This window comes from Enterobacter sp. JH25, from assembly GCF_021725435.1.
Taxonomy (GTDB): Bacteria; Pseudomonadota; Gammaproteobacteria; order Enterobacterales; family Enterobacteriaceae; genus Enterobacter; species Enterobacter intestinihominis.
In genome coordinates this window covers 2,071,719-2,089,633 of sequence record NZ_CP091319.1, presented here as the reverse complement: position 1 = coordinate 2,089,633, position 17,915 = coordinate 2,071,719, and the positions used below count along the sequence as shown (strand labels likewise).

19 protein-coding genes and 1 pseudogene are annotated in these 17,915 nt (G+C 50.7%); 12 read left to right on the top strand and 8 right to left on the bottom strand.

What is annotated here, in order from left to right; translation table 11 throughout:
* Positions 1–658 precede the first annotated feature (658 nt).
* Positions 659–1,495, top strand: coding sequence for an alpha/beta fold hydrolase (locus L2Y28_RS10190; protein WP_022648007.1), 837 nt, complete (start codon positions 659–661; stop codon positions 1,493–1,495).
* Between the two features lie 87 nt (positions 1,496–1,582).
* Here the strand turns inward: L2Y28_RS10190 and L2Y28_RS10185 are convergent, their stop codons facing one another.
* Together L2Y28_RS10185 and L2Y28_RS10180 are read right to left on the bottom strand one after the other, a co-directional pair.
* Positions 1,583–1,756, bottom strand: a complete 174-nt coding sequence (locus L2Y28_RS10185) for a GnsA/GnsB family addiction module toxin (protein ID WP_022648006.1) — start codon at positions 1,754–1,756, stop codon at positions 1,583–1,585.
* Positions 1,757–2,062: 306 nt separating this feature from the next.
* Positions 2,063–2,341 (bottom strand): DUF1471 domain-containing protein, encoded by a 279-nt coding sequence (locus tag L2Y28_RS10180; protein ID WP_003857380.1) that lies wholly within the window; start codon positions 2,339–2,341, stop codon positions 2,063–2,065.
* A 249-nt stretch (positions 2,342–2,590) separates the two neighbouring features.
* Here L2Y28_RS10180 and L2Y28_RS10175 point away from each other — a divergent pair, with 249 nt between their 5' ends.
* Positions 2,591–3,181: a DUF4142 domain-containing protein gene (locus L2Y28_RS10175; protein WP_022648005.1), complete on the top strand. Its 591-nt coding sequence runs from the start codon at positions 2,591–2,593 to the stop codon at positions 3,179–3,181.
* A gap of 75 nt (positions 3,182–3,256) precedes the next feature.
* On the opposite strand, the gene L2Y28_RS10170 is transcribed toward L2Y28_RS10175, so the two are convergent.
* Together L2Y28_RS10170 and L2Y28_RS10165 are read right to left on the bottom strand one after the other, a co-directional pair.
* Positions 3,257–5,353 (bottom strand): pyrroloquinoline quinone-dependent dehydrogenase, encoded by a 2,097-nt coding sequence (locus tag L2Y28_RS10170; RefSeq protein ID WP_022648004.1) that lies wholly within the window; start codon positions 5,351–5,353, stop codon positions 3,257–3,259.
* Between the two features lie 10 nt (positions 5,354–5,363).
* Complete coding sequence (locus tag L2Y28_RS10165; RefSeq protein ID WP_022648003.1) at positions 5,364–5,729, bottom strand: hypothetical protein; 366 nt, start codon at positions 5,727–5,729, stop codon at positions 5,364–5,366.
* Positions 5,730–6,097: 368 nt separating this feature from the next.
* Here L2Y28_RS10165 and L2Y28_RS10160 point away from each other — a divergent pair, with 368 nt between their 5' ends.
* The 4 genes from L2Y28_RS10160 to L2Y28_RS25565 all read left to right on the top strand — a co-directional run bounded on the left by L2Y28_RS10160 (position 6,098) and on the right by L2Y28_RS25565 (position 11,683).
* Positions 6,098–6,955, top strand: coding sequence for an alpha/beta fold hydrolase (locus L2Y28_RS10160; RefSeq protein ID WP_022648002.1), 858 nt, complete (start codon positions 6,098–6,100; stop codon positions 6,953–6,955).
* A gap of 121 nt (positions 6,956–7,076) precedes the next feature.
* A complete protein-coding gene (locus tag L2Y28_RS10155) occupies positions 7,077–8,042 on the top strand; it encodes a magnesium and cobalt transport protein CorA (protein WP_022648001.1) in 966 nt (321 codons plus the stop codon).
* A gap of 333 nt (positions 8,043–8,375) precedes the next feature.
* Positions 8,376–9,035, top strand: coding sequence for a hypothetical protein (locus tag L2Y28_RS10150; RefSeq protein ID WP_022648000.1), 660 nt, complete (start codon positions 8,376–8,378; stop codon positions 9,033–9,035).
* A 107-nt stretch (positions 9,036–9,142) separates the two neighbouring features.
* Positions 9,143–11,683, top strand: a complete 2,541-nt coding sequence (locus L2Y28_RS25565) for an autotransporter outer membrane beta-barrel domain-containing protein (protein ID WP_309446431.1) — start codon at positions 9,143–9,145, stop codon at positions 11,681–11,683.
* Positions 11,684–11,757: 74 nt separating this feature from the next.
* Here L2Y28_RS25565 and L2Y28_RS10140 read toward each other — a convergent pair whose 3' ends face one another.
* Positions 11,758–12,519: an OBAP family protein gene (locus L2Y28_RS10140; RefSeq protein ID WP_022647998.1), complete on the bottom strand. Its 762-nt coding sequence runs from the start codon at positions 12,517–12,519 to the stop codon at positions 11,758–11,760.
* Between the two features lie 117 nt (positions 12,520–12,636).
* On the opposite strand from L2Y28_RS10140, the pseudogene L2Y28_RS10135 reads away from it, so the two are divergent.
* Positions 12,637–12,741: pseudogene (locus tag L2Y28_RS10135) on the top strand (ASCH domain-containing protein); the annotation flags it as partial.
* A 79-nt stretch (positions 12,742–12,820) separates the two neighbouring features.
* Here L2Y28_RS10135 and L2Y28_RS10130 read toward each other — a convergent pair.
* The gene (locus L2Y28_RS10130; RefSeq protein WP_032622206.1) at positions 12,821–14,089 is read right to left on the bottom strand and encodes a Y-family DNA polymerase; all 1,269 of its coding nucleotides are present in this window, start codon (positions 14,087–14,089) and stop codon (positions 12,821–12,823) included.
* Between the two features lies 1 nt (position 14,090).
* Positions 14,091–14,510: a translesion error-prone DNA polymerase V autoproteolytic subunit gene (locus L2Y28_RS10125; protein ID WP_236919589.1), complete on the bottom strand. Its 420-nt coding sequence runs from the start codon at positions 14,508–14,510 to the stop codon at positions 14,091–14,093.
* Positions 14,511–14,836: 326 nt separating this feature from the next.
* Between L2Y28_RS10125 and L2Y28_RS10120 the strand changes: the two genes are divergently transcribed.
* From L2Y28_RS10120 to L2Y28_RS10110, 3 genes are all read left to right on the top strand, one after another.
* Positions 14,837–15,076, top strand: coding sequence for a DinI family protein (locus L2Y28_RS10120; protein ID WP_006808847.1), 240 nt, complete (start codon positions 14,837–14,839; stop codon positions 15,074–15,076).
* A gap of 262 nt (positions 15,077–15,338) precedes the next feature.
* Entirely contained in the window at positions 15,339–16,028 is a 690-nt protein-coding gene (locus L2Y28_RS10115; RefSeq protein ID WP_022647995.1) for an SOS response-associated peptidase, read from the top strand.
* Positions 16,029–16,395: 367 nt separating this feature from the next.
* Positions 16,396–16,614 carry a cold shock domain-containing protein gene (locus L2Y28_RS10110; RefSeq protein ID WP_022647994.1) on the top strand — a complete coding sequence of 73 codons (219 nt, stop codon included), beginning with the start codon at positions 16,396–16,398 and terminating at the stop codon, positions 16,612–16,614.
* Positions 16,615–16,862: 248 nt separating this feature from the next.
* On the opposite strand, the gene L2Y28_RS10105 is transcribed toward L2Y28_RS10110, so the two are convergent.
* Complete coding sequence (locus tag L2Y28_RS10105; RefSeq protein WP_213083702.1) at positions 16,863–17,027, bottom strand: YnfU family zinc-binding protein; 165 nt, start codon at positions 17,025–17,027, stop codon at positions 16,863–16,865.
* A gap of 149 nt (positions 17,028–17,176) precedes the next feature.
* Between L2Y28_RS10105 and L2Y28_RS10100 the strand changes: the two genes are divergently transcribed.
* Both L2Y28_RS10100 and L2Y28_RS25525 read left to right on the top strand, forming a co-directional pair.
* The gene (locus L2Y28_RS10100) at positions 17,177–17,404 is read left to right on the top strand and encodes a hypothetical protein (RefSeq protein ID WP_071785206.1); all 228 of its coding nucleotides are present in this window, start codon (positions 17,177–17,179) and stop codon (positions 17,402–17,404) included.
* Positions 17,405–17,613: 209 nt separating this feature from the next.
* The gene (locus L2Y28_RS25525) at positions 17,614–17,721 is read left to right on the top strand and encodes a YnaM/YnfT family protein (protein WP_022647993.1); all 108 of its coding nucleotides are present in this window, start codon (positions 17,614–17,616) and stop codon (positions 17,719–17,721) included.
* Positions 17,722–17,915 lie beyond the last annotated feature (194 nt).

The window sequence follows — 17,915 nt, the reverse complement described above, 5'->3', positions numbered from 1 at the left end:
ACCGTCAGGCCGGGTGGCGGTAACCTCTGCCCGGCCAATAATAAGCCCATCAGAAAAATAAGCACAGGTTAACTATTACGATGGGTAACGTTCATCGTAAATATAACAATCAAGGATATGACTGTTCCGGTGTGACCATATCAGAATGAGGCTCTGCTGAAGGCTGCGTGATTTGCTGCACTATCGTAACCAGTTGTTCAAAAACAGCTCTCATTTGCGTCGGGTAGGTTAAAGACAACCAGGTTGCCAGCACTGCTCCAGCCAAAAAGCCCAACTTCATACACCATCCCTAATAAATTCAGCGAGATACAAGCTTTAACGTATGTGTGGTGCCGGGTGCCTCCCGGTGAGTCGTTGGTCAGCCACCTTGACCCGCTACTGATTGCCTAAGCTACACGTGCTGTTTAGCCCCTCCGCACAGGGGGATTCACCACGCGAGAAAAATAACACAGTGCCCCGGCTGGTTTAGGGGATATTTCGTTTAAAAATAAATAATGACCATACAAAATTAATCTATAACTGTTTTCAGGAACCCTTCTACACTTTAAGCGGATATATCAGTAATAAGATTAATATAAGTCAGTTTTATTACGTCCCTAAATGCTGGGCTATTTACTTAGCCTTCACACATGTTGCCATTAGCAGAGGAGTCTGAAATATGGCATTCGTAACAACGAAAGATGGTGTCAGTATTTATTACAAAGACTGGGGTCCGAAGGATGCGCAGCCGATCGTTTTCCATCACGGCTGGCCGCTGAGCGCCGATGACTGGGATAACCAGATGCTCTTTTTCCTTGCAGAAGGCTTCCGCGTCATCGCCCTCGACCGTCGTGGTCATGGTCGTTCCGATCAGGTAAGTGAAGGTCATGATATGGATCATTATGCCTCCGACGCATCAGCCGTGGTCGAAAGCCTTGATTTGCGTAATGCCGTGCACGTCGGCCACTCCACCGGCGGAGGCCAGGTCGCCAGATACGTTGCGAAGTACGGCCAGCCTCAGGGGCGGGTGGCCAAAGCGGTACTGGTCAGCGCCGTTCCTCCGCTGATGGTAAAATCAGACACGAACCCCGGCGGTACGCCCATTGAGGTGTTCGACGGCTTCCGCCAGGCGCTGGCCGCTAACCGCGCCCAGTTTTACCTCGACGTCGCCAGCGGTCCTTTCTATGGATTTAACCGAGACGGAGCAGAGGTTTCGCAGGGAACAATCCAGAACTGGTGGCGTCAGGGTATGATCGGTAGCGCCAAAGCCCACTATGATGGCATTAAGGCATTTTCAGAAACCGACCAGACGGACGATCTCAAAGCCATCACGGTTCCCGTCCTGGTGTTGCAGGGTGATGACGATCAGGTCGTCCCGTATAAAAATGCCTCCCTTCTTCAGGATAAGCTGCTCGCAAACAGCGAGCTTAAAATCTATCCAGGCTTCCCGCATGGGATGCATACCACGCATGCAGATACCATAAATGCCGATATCCTGACGTTTATTCGCTCATAAAGACGTTGATTATCCATAAAACAACCGGGCACCACGCCCGGTTCTCTTTTGCGGCAAGAATTGAGCGACCATTTCAGGAAGAAACGCTTACAGGAGTTTGATTTTTACTTCATACCCCTCCAGGCCTGTCATGGCCTCACGAGCGATAAACTCAATTTCAGATACTTCCTGCCCTGTTTTTTTTCGTAATTCTGCAATTTTTTTGGCTATAAGCGCTGAAATTTCTTCCTCTGCCTTTTGCGTCATTGCGTCAACTTTCATATTTACCTCTTGCGGCCGTTTACTGTTTCCAGTATCTAACTGGTTTTAACCATAACCCTATGTAAAGCGTAGACTATCTGCGTTACGTATGCTGCCTTCACCTTGAGATGAGCAGCAGATGGGGCCATTGCATTTAAATATGCATTTAGATTGCATTATTTGAATAAGCTGTTATTGTGCCAACGCCTTAGAGCACATAAACATAAGAAAAGATTTGACTCAAACTCGCCCCGCACCAGGGGCATTTTTTTTGCTCCCTATAAGCAAAAACCCGCCATGAGCGGGTTTCTGCGTTATTCGGAAAGATTATTTGAAGACTTCTGCTACGGCCTGGAAGTTAGGGCCATGCTCTCGAGCAGCGATGATGACATAGTATTTCCCGCCCTTCTCATCTGCCAGTTTCGAGAGTTTTTGATGAAGATCTGAAGGTGAAGAAATTTGTCCACCTGAAGCCCCTACAGATACATTGCCCAGGTATTCAAGTTTGAAGTGGTGCGCTTCATCTTTGGAAATCATATCTGCCGCAGATGCGCCAAAGCTTGCAACTGTTAAAGCCAATACACTCCCTAATAGTGCTTTTTTCATATCATTCCTCCTGTTAATAAATCTATCTATTTAACATTAGCATCAAATATGGGAATGATCCGTGCCAATGTCGTAGAGAGACTGAGCGATAAGCGTCGCCTGTTGAGCATTATTACCTGCCCTCTCTGACGCAACCTGCGATTACAGCAGGTTCATCTACTATACTGACCTGTGCAGTTAGCATTTATCTGCCCGGTTGCGCGTAAGGTAACCGAAACTTACCTGTACCATGACCATCAGGAGAACAATATGCACACGAGTAAAACCCTGAAAAGGCTGCTAGCCGTATCAGCAGTTGCAGCAATGTTCAGCACCGTTGGCGTACAAGCCCAGACGACAAGCGCCGCGCAAACTAACGCTGCGGGCCAGGCTCAACCGGACGCCAGACTCAGCTCCGGCGACGAGAAAGCGTTAAAGGACATGGCGCAGGCCAATATCAACGAAGTCGCCGCCGCCAGGCTCGCCCTGGACAAGGCCCAGACCAGTGAAGTGAAAACATTCGCCCAGAAAATGGTCGACGACCACGGCGCCGCCCTGACCAAAGTGCAGGCCGTTGCCCAGAAAAAGGGCGTAGAGCTGCCGACCGAGCCAGACGCCGCCCATAAAGCCCTGAACTCAAGGCTTGAAAACCAGCGCGGTGACGCTTTTGACAAAATGTATATGGAATATGCTGGCGTGAAGGACCACGAGAAGGTGCTGTCGAAGCTTAAGAGCGACGCCAGTAAAATCGACGATCCGGATGTGAAGGCTCTGGCCAACGAGCACACGCCAGTCGTTGAGCAGCATCTGAAGTCCGCCGAGCAGATGTCAACGCGTGCTGGCGCATCAGCCGATAAATAAGCGCGTCGGTGAAACGACTACTGCAAAATAAAGTGGGGCCCGCAGGCCCCACGCTTATTTCACCTTCCTGATGAATTATTCCGGCAACGCGTAGACAACCACCTGATCGCCTACCTGATCCTTCAGGATCGTGTTCCCGCCAGCCACGAAGGCCACATACTGCCGACCCTTATATTCATACACGGACGGGTTCGCTACCGCTGGCGCTTCTGCCTGATCGGACCACAGCTCTTCACCGCTCTCTACCGAGTAGGCACGCACTTTGGCATCCATTGAAGCACCGATGAAGATCACGCCACCCGCCGTCACTGCCGGGCCACCAATGGTAGGCGAACCCCAGCTTTCCGGCATGAAGAAGCCATACTGCTGTGAGGCGCCAACCGGACGACGCCATTTCACATCGCCCGTGTGCATGTCTATCGCCACGATTTCACCAAACGGCGGTTGCCAGCACGGCATGCCCAGCCAGTTGCTCGCCACCAGCAGACGCATACCGTACGGGGCGCCTTCCTGTGGGGCAAAGCCGCTTTCGTTGCCGGAGTCTTTGTCCGCGTTATCGTAATCCTCACGGCTGTAGAGCTTCACGTACTGAACGATATGCGAGGTGTTGACGATGGCGATCTGTTTTTGCGGATCGAACGCCACCCCGCCCCACTGCACGCCGCCGGCGCTATCGGGATAGGTGAGCGTGCCTTCGCCTTTGGTGGTAGGCGGAGTATACATTCCCTCATAGGTCAGGTTATCCCACAGGCGAGAGCACTGGCCGCCACCGACGATATCCGCCAGCTTCCAGATTTCCGGCTTTTTCGACTGGTCGAGTAGCGGCGCAGGTTTGGTCGGGAACGGCTGTGTAGGCGAGAGAACTTCGCCCTGGACCGAACCATCACCCTGCGGAACCGGACGCTCTTCGATTGGCCAGACGTCCTCCCCGGTCAGGCGGTTAACCACAAACAGGAAGCCCTGCTTGGTGGCCTGAACCAGCGCCGGGATCTGCTTGCCGTCTACGGTGATATCCATCAGCGTCGGGGCAGAGTTGATGTCGTAATCCCAGACGTCGTGGTGTACCCACTGACGGGACCAGACCACTTTACCGGTGTTGATGTCCAGCGCGGTGGTGGAGGTGCCAAGCGGAATTGCGTCGACGCGGTTGCCGCCCCAATAGTTGGGAGACGGCGATGAGACCGGGAGATAGACCAGCCCATTGGCCTCATCGGCGGACATGTGCGTCCAGACGTTGGCGGTACCGGTACGCTTGCGGATCTCTGCCGGTATCGCCTCAAAGGTCCATTCAAGCTTGCCGGTCTGGGCGTTGACAGAAAATACGGTACCCGGAGGCGCTTCGGCATAGGCCCAGTCTTTCCCGGCCCAACCCACCAGCAGATGGTTGCCGACGACGGTTGGCGGTTGCAGGACAGAGAGCGGATACTTGGCGTTAACGGTGTTCCACTGGTTCAGATCCAGCACCCCGTTGTCCGCAAAGCCGCTGCACGGTTTGCCTGAATCGGCGTCCAGCGCAAAGAGCTTGCCGTCAACGGTGCCCATATAGACCATCTTCTGGCACGCCTCTCCCTTCACCGGATTTTTGGCCTGCCAGTAGGAAACGCCGCGGTTTTTCAGCACCGGCTGGGTCAGTGCCTTGCGCGACGATTTGGTGTCATAGTGCCACTTCTCTTTACCCGTGCCCGGATCCAGCGCAATCAGGCGATCGAAAGGGGTGCCGATGTAGAGCGTGTCGTTAGCGAAAATGGGCGTTGCGGACCACACGGTCGCTGGCGTATCACCTTTACCATCCGAGACGTCGCCGGTATGGAACTCCCAGACTTTCGTTAATTTACTGACGTTATCCGCCGTGATCTGGGTAAGCGGGCTGTATTTCTGCGCGTTAAGCTGGCCGTGGAAGCTGTCCCAGGTTGGCGTGCCGGGCACCAGCGGCGTCGCTGGCTGGCTGGCCGAGGCGACTTTCTTTCCGTCACCGCTACCGGTTGAGGCATCGTCTGTGGTTTTTGTGGTTCCAGGCGCCTGCTGATCGGCCGCATCAATATTCAGTGATTCCTGGGTCCCCTGAGAGGCCTCAGCGGCTTTATCCTGCGCCTGCAGCGCGAACGGGGTGACCAGCAGCGCCAGCGCCGTCATGCTGACTTTTATGAAGGGATAATGCTTATCGTTATGCACGGGCGGCTCCTCAGGTTCTGACGGAATGGTTGTATCGGGTGGAATGGCTGCTCAGCATAATCAGACCAATCAGGCCGACCACCATGGCTGCCGTTATGATGTACTGGTGCAGCAGCGCGGCGGCAAAACCAATACCCGCCAACACCACCAGGGTGACAATAATCAGGAAAACACGCGCCCCGCGCCCCGATGCCGTACGTAACACAAAGATCAGTATCGCCAGCACCGCGCTGGCAATGGCCACGCCCAGTGCGCCAATGGTGCCTGTGACGCCGGTAAGCGGCGTCCACCAGGCGTATAGCGCCACCGCGAAGCCTATAACCGCGGCCAACAGCAGCAAAATAGTGCCGACGCGCGAAGATTGAGAATGCAACATACCAGGAATCCCCCTCTAAAAAATGCAAAATGGACCAACATTAAGGCGTTTTCGTGGATATATGTCCCTGCTGTTCGCGCGTGCAATGGCTATTAAAACAACGCGACGTGAAAAACGGCGGCATATTTCCCTAAACGTAACTGAGTATAGAAGAGGATTTTTTAAAGGGGCGTTTATCCGGCGAGTACCCTTCCTCACGTTGAGCCCATAAGGCAGTGTGTTTCGCTAAAAACGCACGGGCGAGGTTTATTGTCTGCTTTGAGCGAGGGACAAACGCTGGGGTGTAAAAAAAAATCGCCAGATGGGGTAGTAAAGGCTAGATTTAATTCAGGCATAACTGGTATGACCACATAAATAAGGCTCTATGAATGCGTTCAGTCATAATACCCGTAAATGAAGGTGGATTTCTGGCAGCCACAATTTGGGAAAGAAGCGATGCCAAAGCGATAGTGCTCCTTCATCCGGCAACGGCGGTTGTACAGGGGTTTTATAAGGGATTCGCAGAATATCTTTTTAACAGAGGATTCAACGTCCTCACATACGATTATCGCGGCACCGGCCTCTCTAAATCCGGGCTGGTCCGTACTTACCGCGTTTCTATGTCTGACTGGATCGACCAGGACGTCGGATGTATAACCGCCTGGGCTAAAGCACATTTTCCAGAGCTTAGCCTGTTGGCGGTAGGACACAGTGTGGGCGGGCATGCCGTTCTGCTTTCAACAGCCACCCACGCCCTGCAAGCTGCGGTCATTGTAGCCTCACATGCCGGGGTGACGAGCACCATCAAACGCACTACAGAAAAGGTGCGTGTCTGGTGCGTATTGCGTGTTCTGGCTCCGATTCTGTGTCGTATTTTCGGTTACATGCCTGCCAGGCGCCTGGGGCTGGGTGAAGATTTACCGGCGCCAGTCATGCTTCAATGGGGGCGCTGGAGCGCAATGCCTGGTTATTTCTACGATGATCCACACTGGAATGCACGCCAGCGGGCAAGTGAGATCACCCTACCCGTGCTGGTAATGGGATTTGATGACGATCCCTGGGCTAACCGTGAAGCTATTACGCGGCTGATGGAGCCGGTGCAACAAGCAAAAATAGAACGCTGCGAGATACGGCACGCAGAGTTTGGTCTTTCGTCCATTGGGCATATGGGATTTTTTCGTACACGATGTGCGGAGAAATTATGGCCCGTCGTCGGTCAATGGCTGGAGAGTCAGTGCCCGGATTGAACGACGCGTGAACATGACCTTTCTGAGTATTCAACATATTAAAACCTGCCGGCATAAAAATTTGGAAATTTAACGGAAATGGTTAAGCTTCTTAGACACATGCTTAAGGGATAGTCAGGAAATGATTGTTAACTGTATGGTCTACCGTTCAGGCCACCCCGCCGAAACCGTAGATATTGAGGATATCAGTGAAGTCATCCAGGATACCGATGCGTTTATCTGGCTGGGGCTTTGGCAGCCTGAACCTGCGTTTATGTACAAAGTCCAGGAGGAGTTCGGTCTGCACGATCTGGCCGTTGAGGATGCGCTTAATGCACATCAGCGGCCTAAAATAGAGCGTTATGGCAGCTCGGCATTTATCGTTGTAAAAACCGTCAGTGGACAGGACGACAATATTGAGTTTGGCGAAACGCATTTGTTTGTGGGCCGAAACTTCCTCATTACGGTGCGCCATGGTGCTTCAGTGAGCTATGCACCTATACGCGCCCGTGCTGCTGAGGCCCCGGACATGCTTTCGTACGGTCCGGCTTATCCTCTTTACTGTATTCTGGATTTTATTGTTGACAGTTATGCAGAGCTGACTGCGCGCCTCAACACCAAAATTGGTGATATAGAAGCGACACTTTTTCACAGTGAATTTGACCGTGAAGCTATTCAGGACGTGTATTCCCTCCGCCGTAATCTACTCGGGCTTCGCAACGCCGCTCAGCCAGTAGAAGAAATCTGTACAGAGCTTATCCGCATTCATGAAGAACTTATTCCAAAACCCCTCAGGGCGTATTTCAGAGATATTCAGGATCACGCAAGCCATGTAGTAACGGATGTAAATGACATGCGTGAGCTGCTAAGCAGCGCGATGCACGTTAACCTGGCACTGGTTTCAGTGCAGCAAAACGAAGTCGTGAAGAAACTGGCCGGTTGGGGGGCCATCCTCGTGATCCCGACGGTAGTCTTTAGCATGTATGGTATGAACTTCGAACATATGCCGGAACTGAAGACGCTCTTTGGCTATCCGGCTACGGTCGCTGTCACGCTGGGAGCCTGTGTATTACTGTGGCTTCGGCTCAAACGCTCTCGCTGGCTTTGATTGATAAGCGATCTGATAGTTTTTGGTGTCGTGAAGTACAGTAAAGCCTCACGCTTATGTCGATTATGCCACGACACCATACCCTATCCGTTATTTCCCCTGCATATGTCGGTACATTCCTGTTCACCGGGACCCGGTTGCTCAATCCGGGATCGCCCGCTCCACCGTTTATAAAATCCTGAAAAACGAGGCTATCACAGGGCAAGGTCACTCGTTATTCTAAATTATCAAACCACATCGATAATTATTATATTTGTTTATGATTCATTGAGCTCAGATGTGAATTTATATTGACGGACGTAAACATTATTTTTTCACACAAGGATGGTTAATATGAAAAGGGTTTTTATGACGGCTGCATTAACGGGTTTATTTGTCAGTAATAATCCGTATGCAGGAGAAAGCTATCTGGTCTATAACCCACATAATATTGCGGTATTTGAAGTGCGTTTCTTTAATGTTGGCGACGGCCCCTTTATGCCGGACTGGCCGAATGCGTCTGTGTCAACCTGGGATCTTGGCCAGCAACAAAAAGAAAAAATACTCGATGCTATGCATTACTGGGCTGAGGTTATTACCCCCAGCCCAGGGCAACTGCCTGCCATTATCAATGTGGGGACGTTTAACGACGAGAATGCCGCAGGTTCCAGCGATTCAGTTACCGACGGCATTATAAGTCTGACGCAGTTGCAAGGCGCATTGAACGGTATTGATACCGGAGAGCTGACCTTTGGCTCCCACGCCCAGTTCATCATGGGCAAACTGGATTTTGATAACGTTCCCTATGTGCCCGCGCAATTGCCGCGCACTGGAAGGCCGATCTGGTCAGCGTCGCTGTTCATGAGCTGGCCCATGGACTGGGAATATCCAATATGGTTACCGATCTGCAAGGAAGTGGCACATTCACGCCTGCTTTTGATACCGTGCCTTTTGGCTCCTGGACCAGCCATCTGCGCGATGACCGTGGCAATCCTGCCCGGCCAGGGCAAGTAATATTGTGTAATGGATGCAATAACAGATGGGATCCACAAGGCTTTGATGTACGGCTTGATAAAGGCTATTTCACCGGCAGGCATGTGGATGAAGTCCTTGCAGGCGCCATGCCTGGCGTGCCGGTGAAAATGTTAGCAGACGACGGCTCGGTCGATGATAACTACATGAGCCATATCGAGCTGAAAAACAGCATGATGAGCCATCAGAACTACCGCAATTACACCACGTTTATGGAAGCGGAACTGGCGTTGCTGCAGGATATGGGATATCAGATTGACCGGCGTAACTTTTTCGGTTTTTCGCTATATGGCAACGGGCAAACGCTCGTTAACCGCAATGGCTATTTTCAGCGTAATCAGCAGGCGGATGGCTATCTGGCTGGTCAATACAATACCGCTAATCTGGGAGTTGGCCTGCATGTGTATGGCAGTAATAACCATATCTTTCAACAAGCGGACCTGTTGACGTCAGGGGCTGGCGGCGCGGGCATCCGTATAGATGGGCAAAATAACACCCTGAGCATCGATCCCGGTGTACGGATATACGCCGATGGCGTTAATGGCCGTGGGGTGATGTTTGCCTACGGTAAACAGCACAGCCTTATTCAACGTGGCGACGTTCAGGCACTGGGAGCCAGTGGCGTCGGTATCAGTTTTGAATTTGGCAATAACCTCCTGGGTAACGAGGTGGACTATCGTGGATCCTGGCTTCATATCGTGGACGGCTATTACGATGCGTTATTACCCGAGTTGCAGGGAGCGCTGGTAGACAATGCCGACATCAGCGGACGGGTTGCCGGTAAAGGCGCGGCGATTTATATATCACCGAACGCGCTGGTCGGTAATATAAATATATTAACGGGTGCCCGGCTGGAGGGTGATATTTATTCGGACTACGCCCAGCGGGATGACTATGGCCAACAGCGGTTAACGCTTCTTACCTTCGGTCGGAAGGCAAATGCGTACGGGCAAGCGACGGAAGCTGCCGATGCTGATTTCAGCTTTACGTACCGCGGAAACATTGAAGGTATCAATAATCTGGCACTGGACGCGCACGGAGGGAAAACCTCGCTTAACGGCGATTTTCAGATTTACAGCATGACTATCGCGCCAGGTGCCAGCCTGTCCGGCAACGCCAGCTATACGCTTAATGAGGAAGGCCGCTTTGTAAATAACGGGATCCTTGCGCCGGGTAATTCACTTGGGCAAATCAATATATCCGGTGCTTATCAACAGGGGAATACCGGGCAGTTGTTGTTGGAAGTCGACGGGCGCGGCAGGCATGATACTCTGCGAGTGGACGGTCACGCACAATTTGACGGTCAACTGACGTTTGCGCCGCAGCCGGACTGGTACGCAACAAACTGGCGTCTGAATACGCAAGATTTGCTAAAAACGGACGCTTCCGACGGCAATTTCAGTGCGGTGAACAGCGTGCTCCGTTCACCCACGCTAACGCTGCAAACAACGCCACAGGGAAAGAATGGCTGGCAGCTCTCAATGCTGCGCGCTTCAAACGCATACAGCAGGTATGCGCAGGACGCTAATGCGCGGCAGGTAGGGCAAGCGCTGGATAAAATTGTGGCGGAAGCTAAGTCGGATATACAACCGCTGTACCGTACTCTGGATTTCTCAGCCACTGATGGCGGGAGTATCAGCAATGCCTTGCCGCAACTTTCTGCGGGCGCCTACAGCGCCATGTTCGCAAGTTCCCTGCAGCGTGAACAGCAGATAGCGCGGATCGTTGGCGGGCCAAATCCTGTGGTTATGCCGAAGCAACTGACGGAAGGCGAATGGCGCAGCTTTGCCATACCCTTTGGCGGCGGCTTCTGGCAACAGCGTCAGGGTGACAGTGTAGGGTACGACGCCAGCAGTTATGGCATTGTATTCGGTGCTGAAAAACAAAACGATGAGAATCACAACTGGATTTATGGCTTTCATGGTGCGGTCAGCGGTCAGTCGGTGACGGTGAAATCACCAGAAACCGCAACCGGGAAAACCACTGCTTTCGATCTGGGTGTTCATGCTCGTTACGGCGCTGAAAGGCCCGAAGGAATGTATTTATTCGGCACTGGCCGATTGGGTATTGAAGACAGCTGGCTGGACAGAAACATTAATGTAGAAACTTACGGAGCAAGCTACCATGCCACCTGGACCGGATTGTCAGGTTCTGTTACGGCCGGCGGAGGCTATCGATGGGCGCTGAATAATAATGTGAACGCCGGACCGGTAACGTCATTGAATTACACCACATTACATCGTCCCGGCGTGAAGGAAAGCGGCAATGACGGCAGCCGACTGATGCTGGGTTCGCAGACCTTCGATTCTCTGAGATCAAGTATCGGGGTGAATGGTAACTGGAATGTACCCCTCGCTTCAGGGGCATCGTTCGCAGCTGAGCTGCAGCTCACCTGGGATCATGAACTGCTTGATGGCAACGTAGTGCAACAAGCCTCTTTCGCCAACTATCGAAGCACAGGGTTTAGTTCCAGGAATCAGGTGACTGGTCGTGACACTCTGGGTGTTAAGGCAGGTATGAGCTATAAAATCAACGCTGATGTCGAATTGGGCATCGGGGTTGAAAGCGAAATGTTTCGTTCTGGCTATGACTCGATTGCAGGTACTCTTTCAGCCACATGGCGTTTCTGATGCCTGAGGACGAGAAAATAATAGGACTGGCCCTATCCCCGGCGTTGCCGGGGTATTCCTGAAGGCTTTTGATATCAAAAATGGCTTGTGTCGCCCTGGCCATGCTCACCTGAACCTCTAACCCGCTTAAGCTGGATCTCTTCACCACGTTGCCAGGCATCCGCTCCCTTAGCAACTGGGTGCGCCACAATATCCTTACGTTCTTCTTTGATGGCTTGCGTGCTCACGTCAAAGCGTCGATCTCTGTCCGCCAGAAGTTTAGGGTCTAACTGCCCTTCCCCGGTAAAGCCCATCATCAGTGCCGGAATGCCGAGCGGCAGCTTTTTATCGCGGTCGGTGTGCCAGGTATGCCAGGTCTTGCCGTAGGTATTCACAATTTTGCTCATCAATGCTTTGTCAGCCACTGCAGGTAAACCTGGAGCAATCAGGCTGCCGGATTTCACTTCATATTGATGGCTGTGCCACAATTTTTTTTCTTCCGGCGGCAGTGTGTTAAACAAACGCTCACTAATGATGTACTCAACGCCCATTAAACGGGCATCTTTGGTGTTACCGTCGTAGATCACCGCCTGCATCACGTCTTCATTCAACACGGTTACATAATGATGGGCTTCCATCTGGCCATTTTTATCCCCGCTATAAAAATGGAAACCGTCAAGGTAGGCACTCATTGCATCAATGGGCGGACGGGACTGGATAAGCTGAGCACCGGCTTCAAGCGTGCTCGTCCCGACGGAGGTTTTTACACCCGGAAGAGGCGTATTTGAAGGGGTATTGTTCGCGCCACAACCCACTAACGTCAGGCTCGACAATAATAAAAGCGATAATGGTTTCATTGACCCTCCCTGTAAAAGTCACTTTACTGAAAGTAGTACATTCGCGCAGACACGCCAGGAGAGTTTTTATTAAACCATCCGGCAAACTGGCGTACGTTCCGTTTAAGAACACCATTTAAATACTGGCAGAAAGAGCATCAGAGATTTTTCAGCCGCGAAGGCCATTTTTCTGAAGATATGGAGTTGATCGCAGAAGAGTTTGAAGTGGTTGAGATCCTGTAGGACAAAGTAAAGGGGCTGGCGTTTGATCAATTGCCATTTATATCAATGTCCGCTTCTGGCACAAAACAGCCATTAACATTCATCGAATTCTCAGTAAATCTGAATACCGGGTCGTATACCGCGGCGAAAGCATTTCACGCTTCATCTGCCATTGCTGCTGTATGCCCTGCCCGGCAAAATAAAGCGTACCCTTTCCATCTTTCGCGTTCAGACGATCCAGCACTTCCATCAGCTTTTCACTTCCGGCACGCGGCGCGCTATTGTCAAACAAATTGAGCTGGGCAACGCCCTGGCTGAAGAAGTCCCCGAGCATAATGCCGGCTTTCTGGTAGCGGTGGCCCTCCTTCCAGATTTTGTCGAGGCACTTTACCGCGGCGTTGATAATGTCGCGGGAGTCCTGAGTGGGTGTGAGAAGCGTCATTGAGGCACTGTTGCCGTAATAGGGTTCGTTCAGAGCGAACGGAGAGGTCTTTACGAACGCCGAGATAAAGCGGCAATACTGGTGCTCGCCACGTAACTTCTCAGCGCCACGGGCCGCATAGCTGCATATAGCCTGGCGCACCTGCTCGTATTCTGTCACGCGCTCACCGAATGACCGACTACAGACGATCTCCTGCTTTGTCGGTGCAAACTCTTCCAGATCGAGGCACGGCTCGCCGCGCAGCTCCCGGACCGTTCGCTCCAGCACTACATTGAAGTGCTTGCGGATAATCCACGTGCTCTGCTCTGAGAGATCCAGCGCCGTTTTGATACCCATCGCATTGAGCTTCTTGCTGATGCGCCTGCCCACGCCCCATACGTCCTCTACAGGCACGATAGCCAACAACCGGCGCTGGCGGTCGATATTGGATAAATCAACCACCCCACCCGTCTGCTGCTGCCATTTCTTCGCCGCGTGATTTGCCAGCTTCGCCAGCGTCTTCGTCTGGGCTATGCCAACGCCGACCTTCAGGTGCGTACGCTTCAAAACCGTTTCGCGGATCTCCTTGCCAAAATCAGTCAGGTCCCGGCAATTACGAACCCCGGTGAGATCACAAAAGGCCTCATCAATGGAATATATTTCGACGCGAGGGCTTATTTCTTCCAGCGTGGTCATTACCCGGCTGGACATGTCAGCGTAAAGTTCGTAGTTACTGCTGAAGCAAACCACGCCGGCGCGCCGGAACAGGTCTTTCTGCTTAAAGTATGGCGCCCCCATGGTAACGCCAGCGGCTTTGGCCTCTGCGCTGCGCGCTATCACGCAACCGTCGTTATTTGAGAGGACAACCACCGGTCGGCCTCTCAAATCTGGCCTGAATACCGTCTCGCATGATGCATAGAATGAATTCACATCACAGAGCGCAAACATATCAGCTGGCCGATTTAACAATAAAAGTGACCACACCAAAAACGTCCAGCGTGTCTTCACTGCCAACGATAATCGGTGAATAAGCGCTGTTCATCGGATTGAGTTGAACATTAGGCCGCAGTTGCAGGCGCTTAACGGTGAATTCCCCTTCCACCGCGGCGATGACGATATCGCCGTGCTCAGCCGTTCGGGAACTATCGACCACCAGTAAATCGCCGTCGCTTATTCCCCCTTCAATCATTGAATCACCCGCGGCTTTAACGAAATACGTCGAGCTGGAGTGGGCAACCAGAAGTTCATTAAGATCAATGCGCTGCTCCACATAATCGGCAGCCGGGCTTGGGAATCCGCACTGAACTAAATCGCTGAAAAGTGGAAGCGCGATAATCTCACGCAGTTCTGTAGGTCTGATAAATTCCATTACGCATACCTCTAATACTGTTTTTATATACAGTAGTTTTGTTTTGAAGCACGCGCAAGGCAGCTGAACCGTAGCGACTGTTTAAACCTTCACCGTTTCGTTTGTAAGTTTCTCTCTGGCTTCAAATTATGGTTTTTGTAAATTTTACGATTAAACGCTTCGACTGCTCGTTTTAAAGGCTAAATGAATAGATTGTCATCAACATAAACAAGGTGAAGGGCGGCATGGCATTTCTTTAGCCGGAATGCCGTTTGACTGTACCCATATACAGTAGTATTTTTACGTGCAGACAGAATCGCACAATTAATATTCATAGGGAAAAAATAATGTTTGTTGAACTGGTTTATGACAAGCGAAACGTACAGGGGCTGGAGGGAGCCAGGGAGATAATTCTGGCTGAACTGACAAAACGTGTGCACCGGATTTTTCCTGATGCCAGCGTGACGGTTAAGCCAATGCAGGCGAATGGCCTGAATAGCGATGCCAGCAAAAGCGACCGGGAAAAGCTGAACCGTATGCTTGAGGAAATGTTTGAAGAGTCGGACATGTGGCTGACGCAAGAGTAACAAGGTTAACAAATACCAGCCCACCGGGGAAAAACCGGGCGCAATGCCCGGTTCTGTTTTCAGCCAGTAATGCCTTTAATCACTCACCCGCGGTTCTCCAGCATCGGTTCATTTCTCGGATCGTGCCCGCAAGATAAAAACGCCTCCCGGAATTTCTGCCCATTTTCTCGCGTTATCTTGTACAAAATACAGCTTTTGCATGTCGATCAAGTCACTTATCCCTGCCCTATACTTTGAGTATGACATCCGACTGGAGGTTTCTATGTGTGGACGCTTTGCACAAGCCCAAACCCGTGAAGAATACCTGGCCTACCTTGCCGACGAAGGCGATCGCGACATCGCGTATGACCCGGCCCCCATTGGCCGGTACAACGTCGCGCCCGGTACCAAAGTCCTGCTGCTGAGCGAACGCGACGAACTACTGCACCTCGATCCGGTGTTCTGGGGCTACGCACCTGGATGGTGGGACAAAGCACCACTGATTAACGCACGTGTAGAAACCGCGGCCACCAGCAGAATGTTTAAACCTCTGTGGCAACATGGCCGGGCGATCTGTTTTGCCGATGGATGGTTCGAATGGAAGAAGTCAGGTGACAAGAAACAACCCTACTTCATCCACCGGGACGACGGTCAGCCAATCTTTATGGCGGCGATCGGAAGCACACCGTTTGAGCGCGGCGATGAAGCCGAGGGATTTCTGATTGTGACGTCTGCGGCTGATAAAGGCCTCGTCGACATTCATGACCGCAGGCCACTGGTTTTGTCACCAGAAGCGGCACGCGAGTGGATGCGCCAGCATGTTGGCGGGAAAGAAGCTGAAGAGATAGCTTCAGATGGTGCAGTGCCCACCGATAAGTTCGTCTGGCATGCGGTAACGCGTACAGTAGGAAATGTAAAAAACCAGGGGAGGAATTTGATAGAGCAAATAGAAATCAAATCTGAACTTAGTTAGACCTGCACTTTTTAGATGGGATAATAAAACCCTTCCCTCTATTGAAGTCAAAACCTTTGACAGCTTCTGTCATTTTACGAGACAAATTATTTCCTTGCTGTAAATCAAATTCGACGACACAGGAAAAATTTGGATTGGCTAATCTAATCTGTATGGCCTCCCAGATGGCTAAAATAAGATTTGCTTAAAAGATCTACACGTGCCTTAATGATGCGGTTGGTTCGATGCAATGTGAATCTGACTTTTCCAAAGTAGTCCTCATAACCAGGTGCTATCTCTGATATCCCCTCCTCTTGAGTCCATACGTATGCCATCATGCGTTTCTTTTCATGAACTTGTAACTTTTAAGTGTTCAAGTGGAGTTTTTATGTCATCAAAAATGATAGGTCTTGTTAAGTGGTTTAACGATGATAAGGGCTTTGGCTTCATCTCCCCACTCGATGGAAGTAAAGATATCCTTGTTCACTCTTCCTCTCTACAGGGAGAGACATTCAAAACTCTTTTTGAAGGCCAAAAAGTTAAATTTGCTGTCATTGCCGGTACCAAAGGTCCGACAGCTGCAAATGTTACGCTTTGCGATAAATAACCCCCCTCAATGACCGCTTAAGCTTCTGTGAATTAAATAATCAGAAGCGTCATTTATCGTTTGCGAATATCATTACAACAGGCCAGCATATTTACAGCACCGTCAAATTTGCTGACCGATGTGATGAAATGCAGGACTGCTGCATGAATAGTCTCAAAGCAGAAACTAACTGCTTATAAAATATTAAAGTGCGTAAGAGGTTAGGCAGCCTCCAAAAGCATCACTTCTTAGTTATTATATGAGATTTTTTAGTAATGTTGAGGGGATTTGAACAACGCGTTGCAGTAAGGGCAAACCAGTTGAGCTCCCTTTTGTACACGATTGTAACTATGCTCCGAGTCTCTTGTGCAGTTTGGACAAGGGCATTTGACTAAATAATTTCGGCGGAATTGCGTGTTTTTACGTGCAGACATAAGCTTCTCCAGTACAAATGGACTGCTACAGTACACGTTAAGGCAGAATATTGCTTGTTTTAATTTCGAAAGAGGTAACTAAACGTCAATAAATCAACCCCTTTCGAACAACCCCGGGCCATAAAACCCCCTGAAATACATGGTGATACATGAAAAAAGTAATTATTTTCTTTAATAGTAAACCAGGTAAAGTAATCACCGTACTTAAGGGCGTGACATCAATACGCGAACAATACCCTAATGGAGAAGGGATAAACCTTCCGATAATGTCAGCCGGTTTTCCCTCTTTAACAGGTGACCATGAAGTTGTCTATGTTGCATCAGATCGAGAGCTTACATCTCAGGGAATATTAGATGCAGCCAGGAAGTATCTATAAGCTTCAATATCTTCTACCAACACTGCAGATAACCTTTAGTAACAAGCATTATTAAAACAATTAGGAATTATCAGTATTGCCTACCTGGCGTAGGCTTTTTTTTTCATTTAGCAGACGATACATTCCTGTCTAATGTCATATATTTTTTAGGACTCGGAACATTTTTTGATTCAAACAGTCTAAAAGATATACTCACAAAGGGGGCCTTTATGACAACGCTTATCATCTCTACTATCGTGGCAATGGTACTGGCATTGATGATTTTAAGTCTGATCAAGATCGGGATCAGCGTATCGAACAATCCTGATGAACTGTAATGTATTCAAGTTTCCATAACCTCTTTATTTACTGGGCAGCCTATTCACCTTTCCTCGCAGGCAGCGCCACTCCAGCCCCGGGTACGTTCCACAATTAATTCCCTCTCCATTGGCGCAGCAGGAAGCTGCCCAGTCGTTCGCCCTGATATATAGGGTCAGCCATAAGAAAGTTATCCTGCAAATTTCGCAGAATT

Coding starts and splice junctions, on each gene's coding strand:
- L2Y28_RS25565 (WP_309446431.1), top strand. CDS start 9,143: ATGCCTGGCGTGCCGGTGAAAATGTTAGCAGACGACGGCTCGGTCGAT.
- L2Y28_RS10155 (WP_022648001.1), top strand. CDS start 7,077: ATGATTGTTAACTGTATGGTCTACCGTTCAGGCCACCCCGCCGAAACC.
- L2Y28_RS10150 (WP_022648000.1), top strand. CDS start 8,376: ATGAAAAGGGTTTTTATGACGGCTGCATTAACGGGTTTATTTGTCAGT.
- L2Y28_RS10100 (WP_071785206.1), top strand. CDS start 17,177: ATGAAAAAAGTAATTATTTTCTTTAATAGTAAACCAGGTAAAGTAATC.
- L2Y28_RS10115 (WP_022647995.1), top strand. CDS start 15,339: ATGTGTGGACGCTTTGCACAAGCCCAAACCCGTGAAGAATACCTGGCC.
- L2Y28_RS10125 (WP_236919589.1), bottom strand. CDS start 14,510: ATGGAATTTATCAGACCTACAGAACTGCGTGAGATTATCGCGCTTCCA.
- L2Y28_RS10140 (WP_022647998.1), bottom strand. CDS start 12,519: ATGAAACCATTATCGCTTTTATTATTGTCGAGCCTGACGTTAGTGGGT.
- L2Y28_RS10110 (WP_022647994.1), top strand. CDS start 16,396: ATGTCATCAAAAATGATAGGTCTTGTTAAGTGGTTTAACGATGATAAG.
- L2Y28_RS10190 (WP_022648007.1), top strand. CDS start 659: ATGGCATTCGTAACAACGAAAGATGGTGTCAGTATTTATTACAAAGAC.
- L2Y28_RS10185 (WP_022648006.1), bottom strand. CDS start 1,756: ATGAAAGTTGACGCAATGACGCAAAAGGCAGAGGAAGAAATTTCAGCG.
- L2Y28_RS10165 (WP_022648003.1), bottom strand. CDS start 5,729: ATGTTGCATTCTCAATCTTCGCGCGTCGGCACTATTTTGCTGCTGTTG.
- L2Y28_RS10175 (WP_022648005.1), top strand. CDS start 2,591: ATGCACACGAGTAAAACCCTGAAAAGGCTGCTAGCCGTATCAGCAGTT.
- L2Y28_RS10130 (WP_032622206.1), bottom strand. CDS start 14,089: ATGTTTGCGCTCTGTGATGTGAATTCATTCTATGCATCATGCGAGACG.
- L2Y28_RS10180 (WP_003857380.1), bottom strand. CDS start 2,341: ATGAAAAAAGCACTATTAGGGAGTGTATTGGCTTTAACAGTTGCAAGC.
- L2Y28_RS10105 (WP_213083702.1), bottom strand. CDS start 17,027: ATGTCTGCACGTAAAAACACGCAATTCCGCCGAAATTATTTAGTCAAA.
- L2Y28_RS10160 (WP_022648002.1), top strand. CDS start 6,098: ATGCGTTCAGTCATAATACCCGTAAATGAAGGTGGATTTCTGGCAGCC.
- L2Y28_RS10120 (WP_006808847.1), top strand. CDS start 14,837: ATGTTTGTTGAACTGGTTTATGACAAGCGAAACGTACAGGGGCTGGAG.
- L2Y28_RS25525 (WP_022647993.1), top strand. CDS start 17,614: ATGACAACGCTTATCATCTCTACTATCGTGGCAATGGTACTGGCATTG.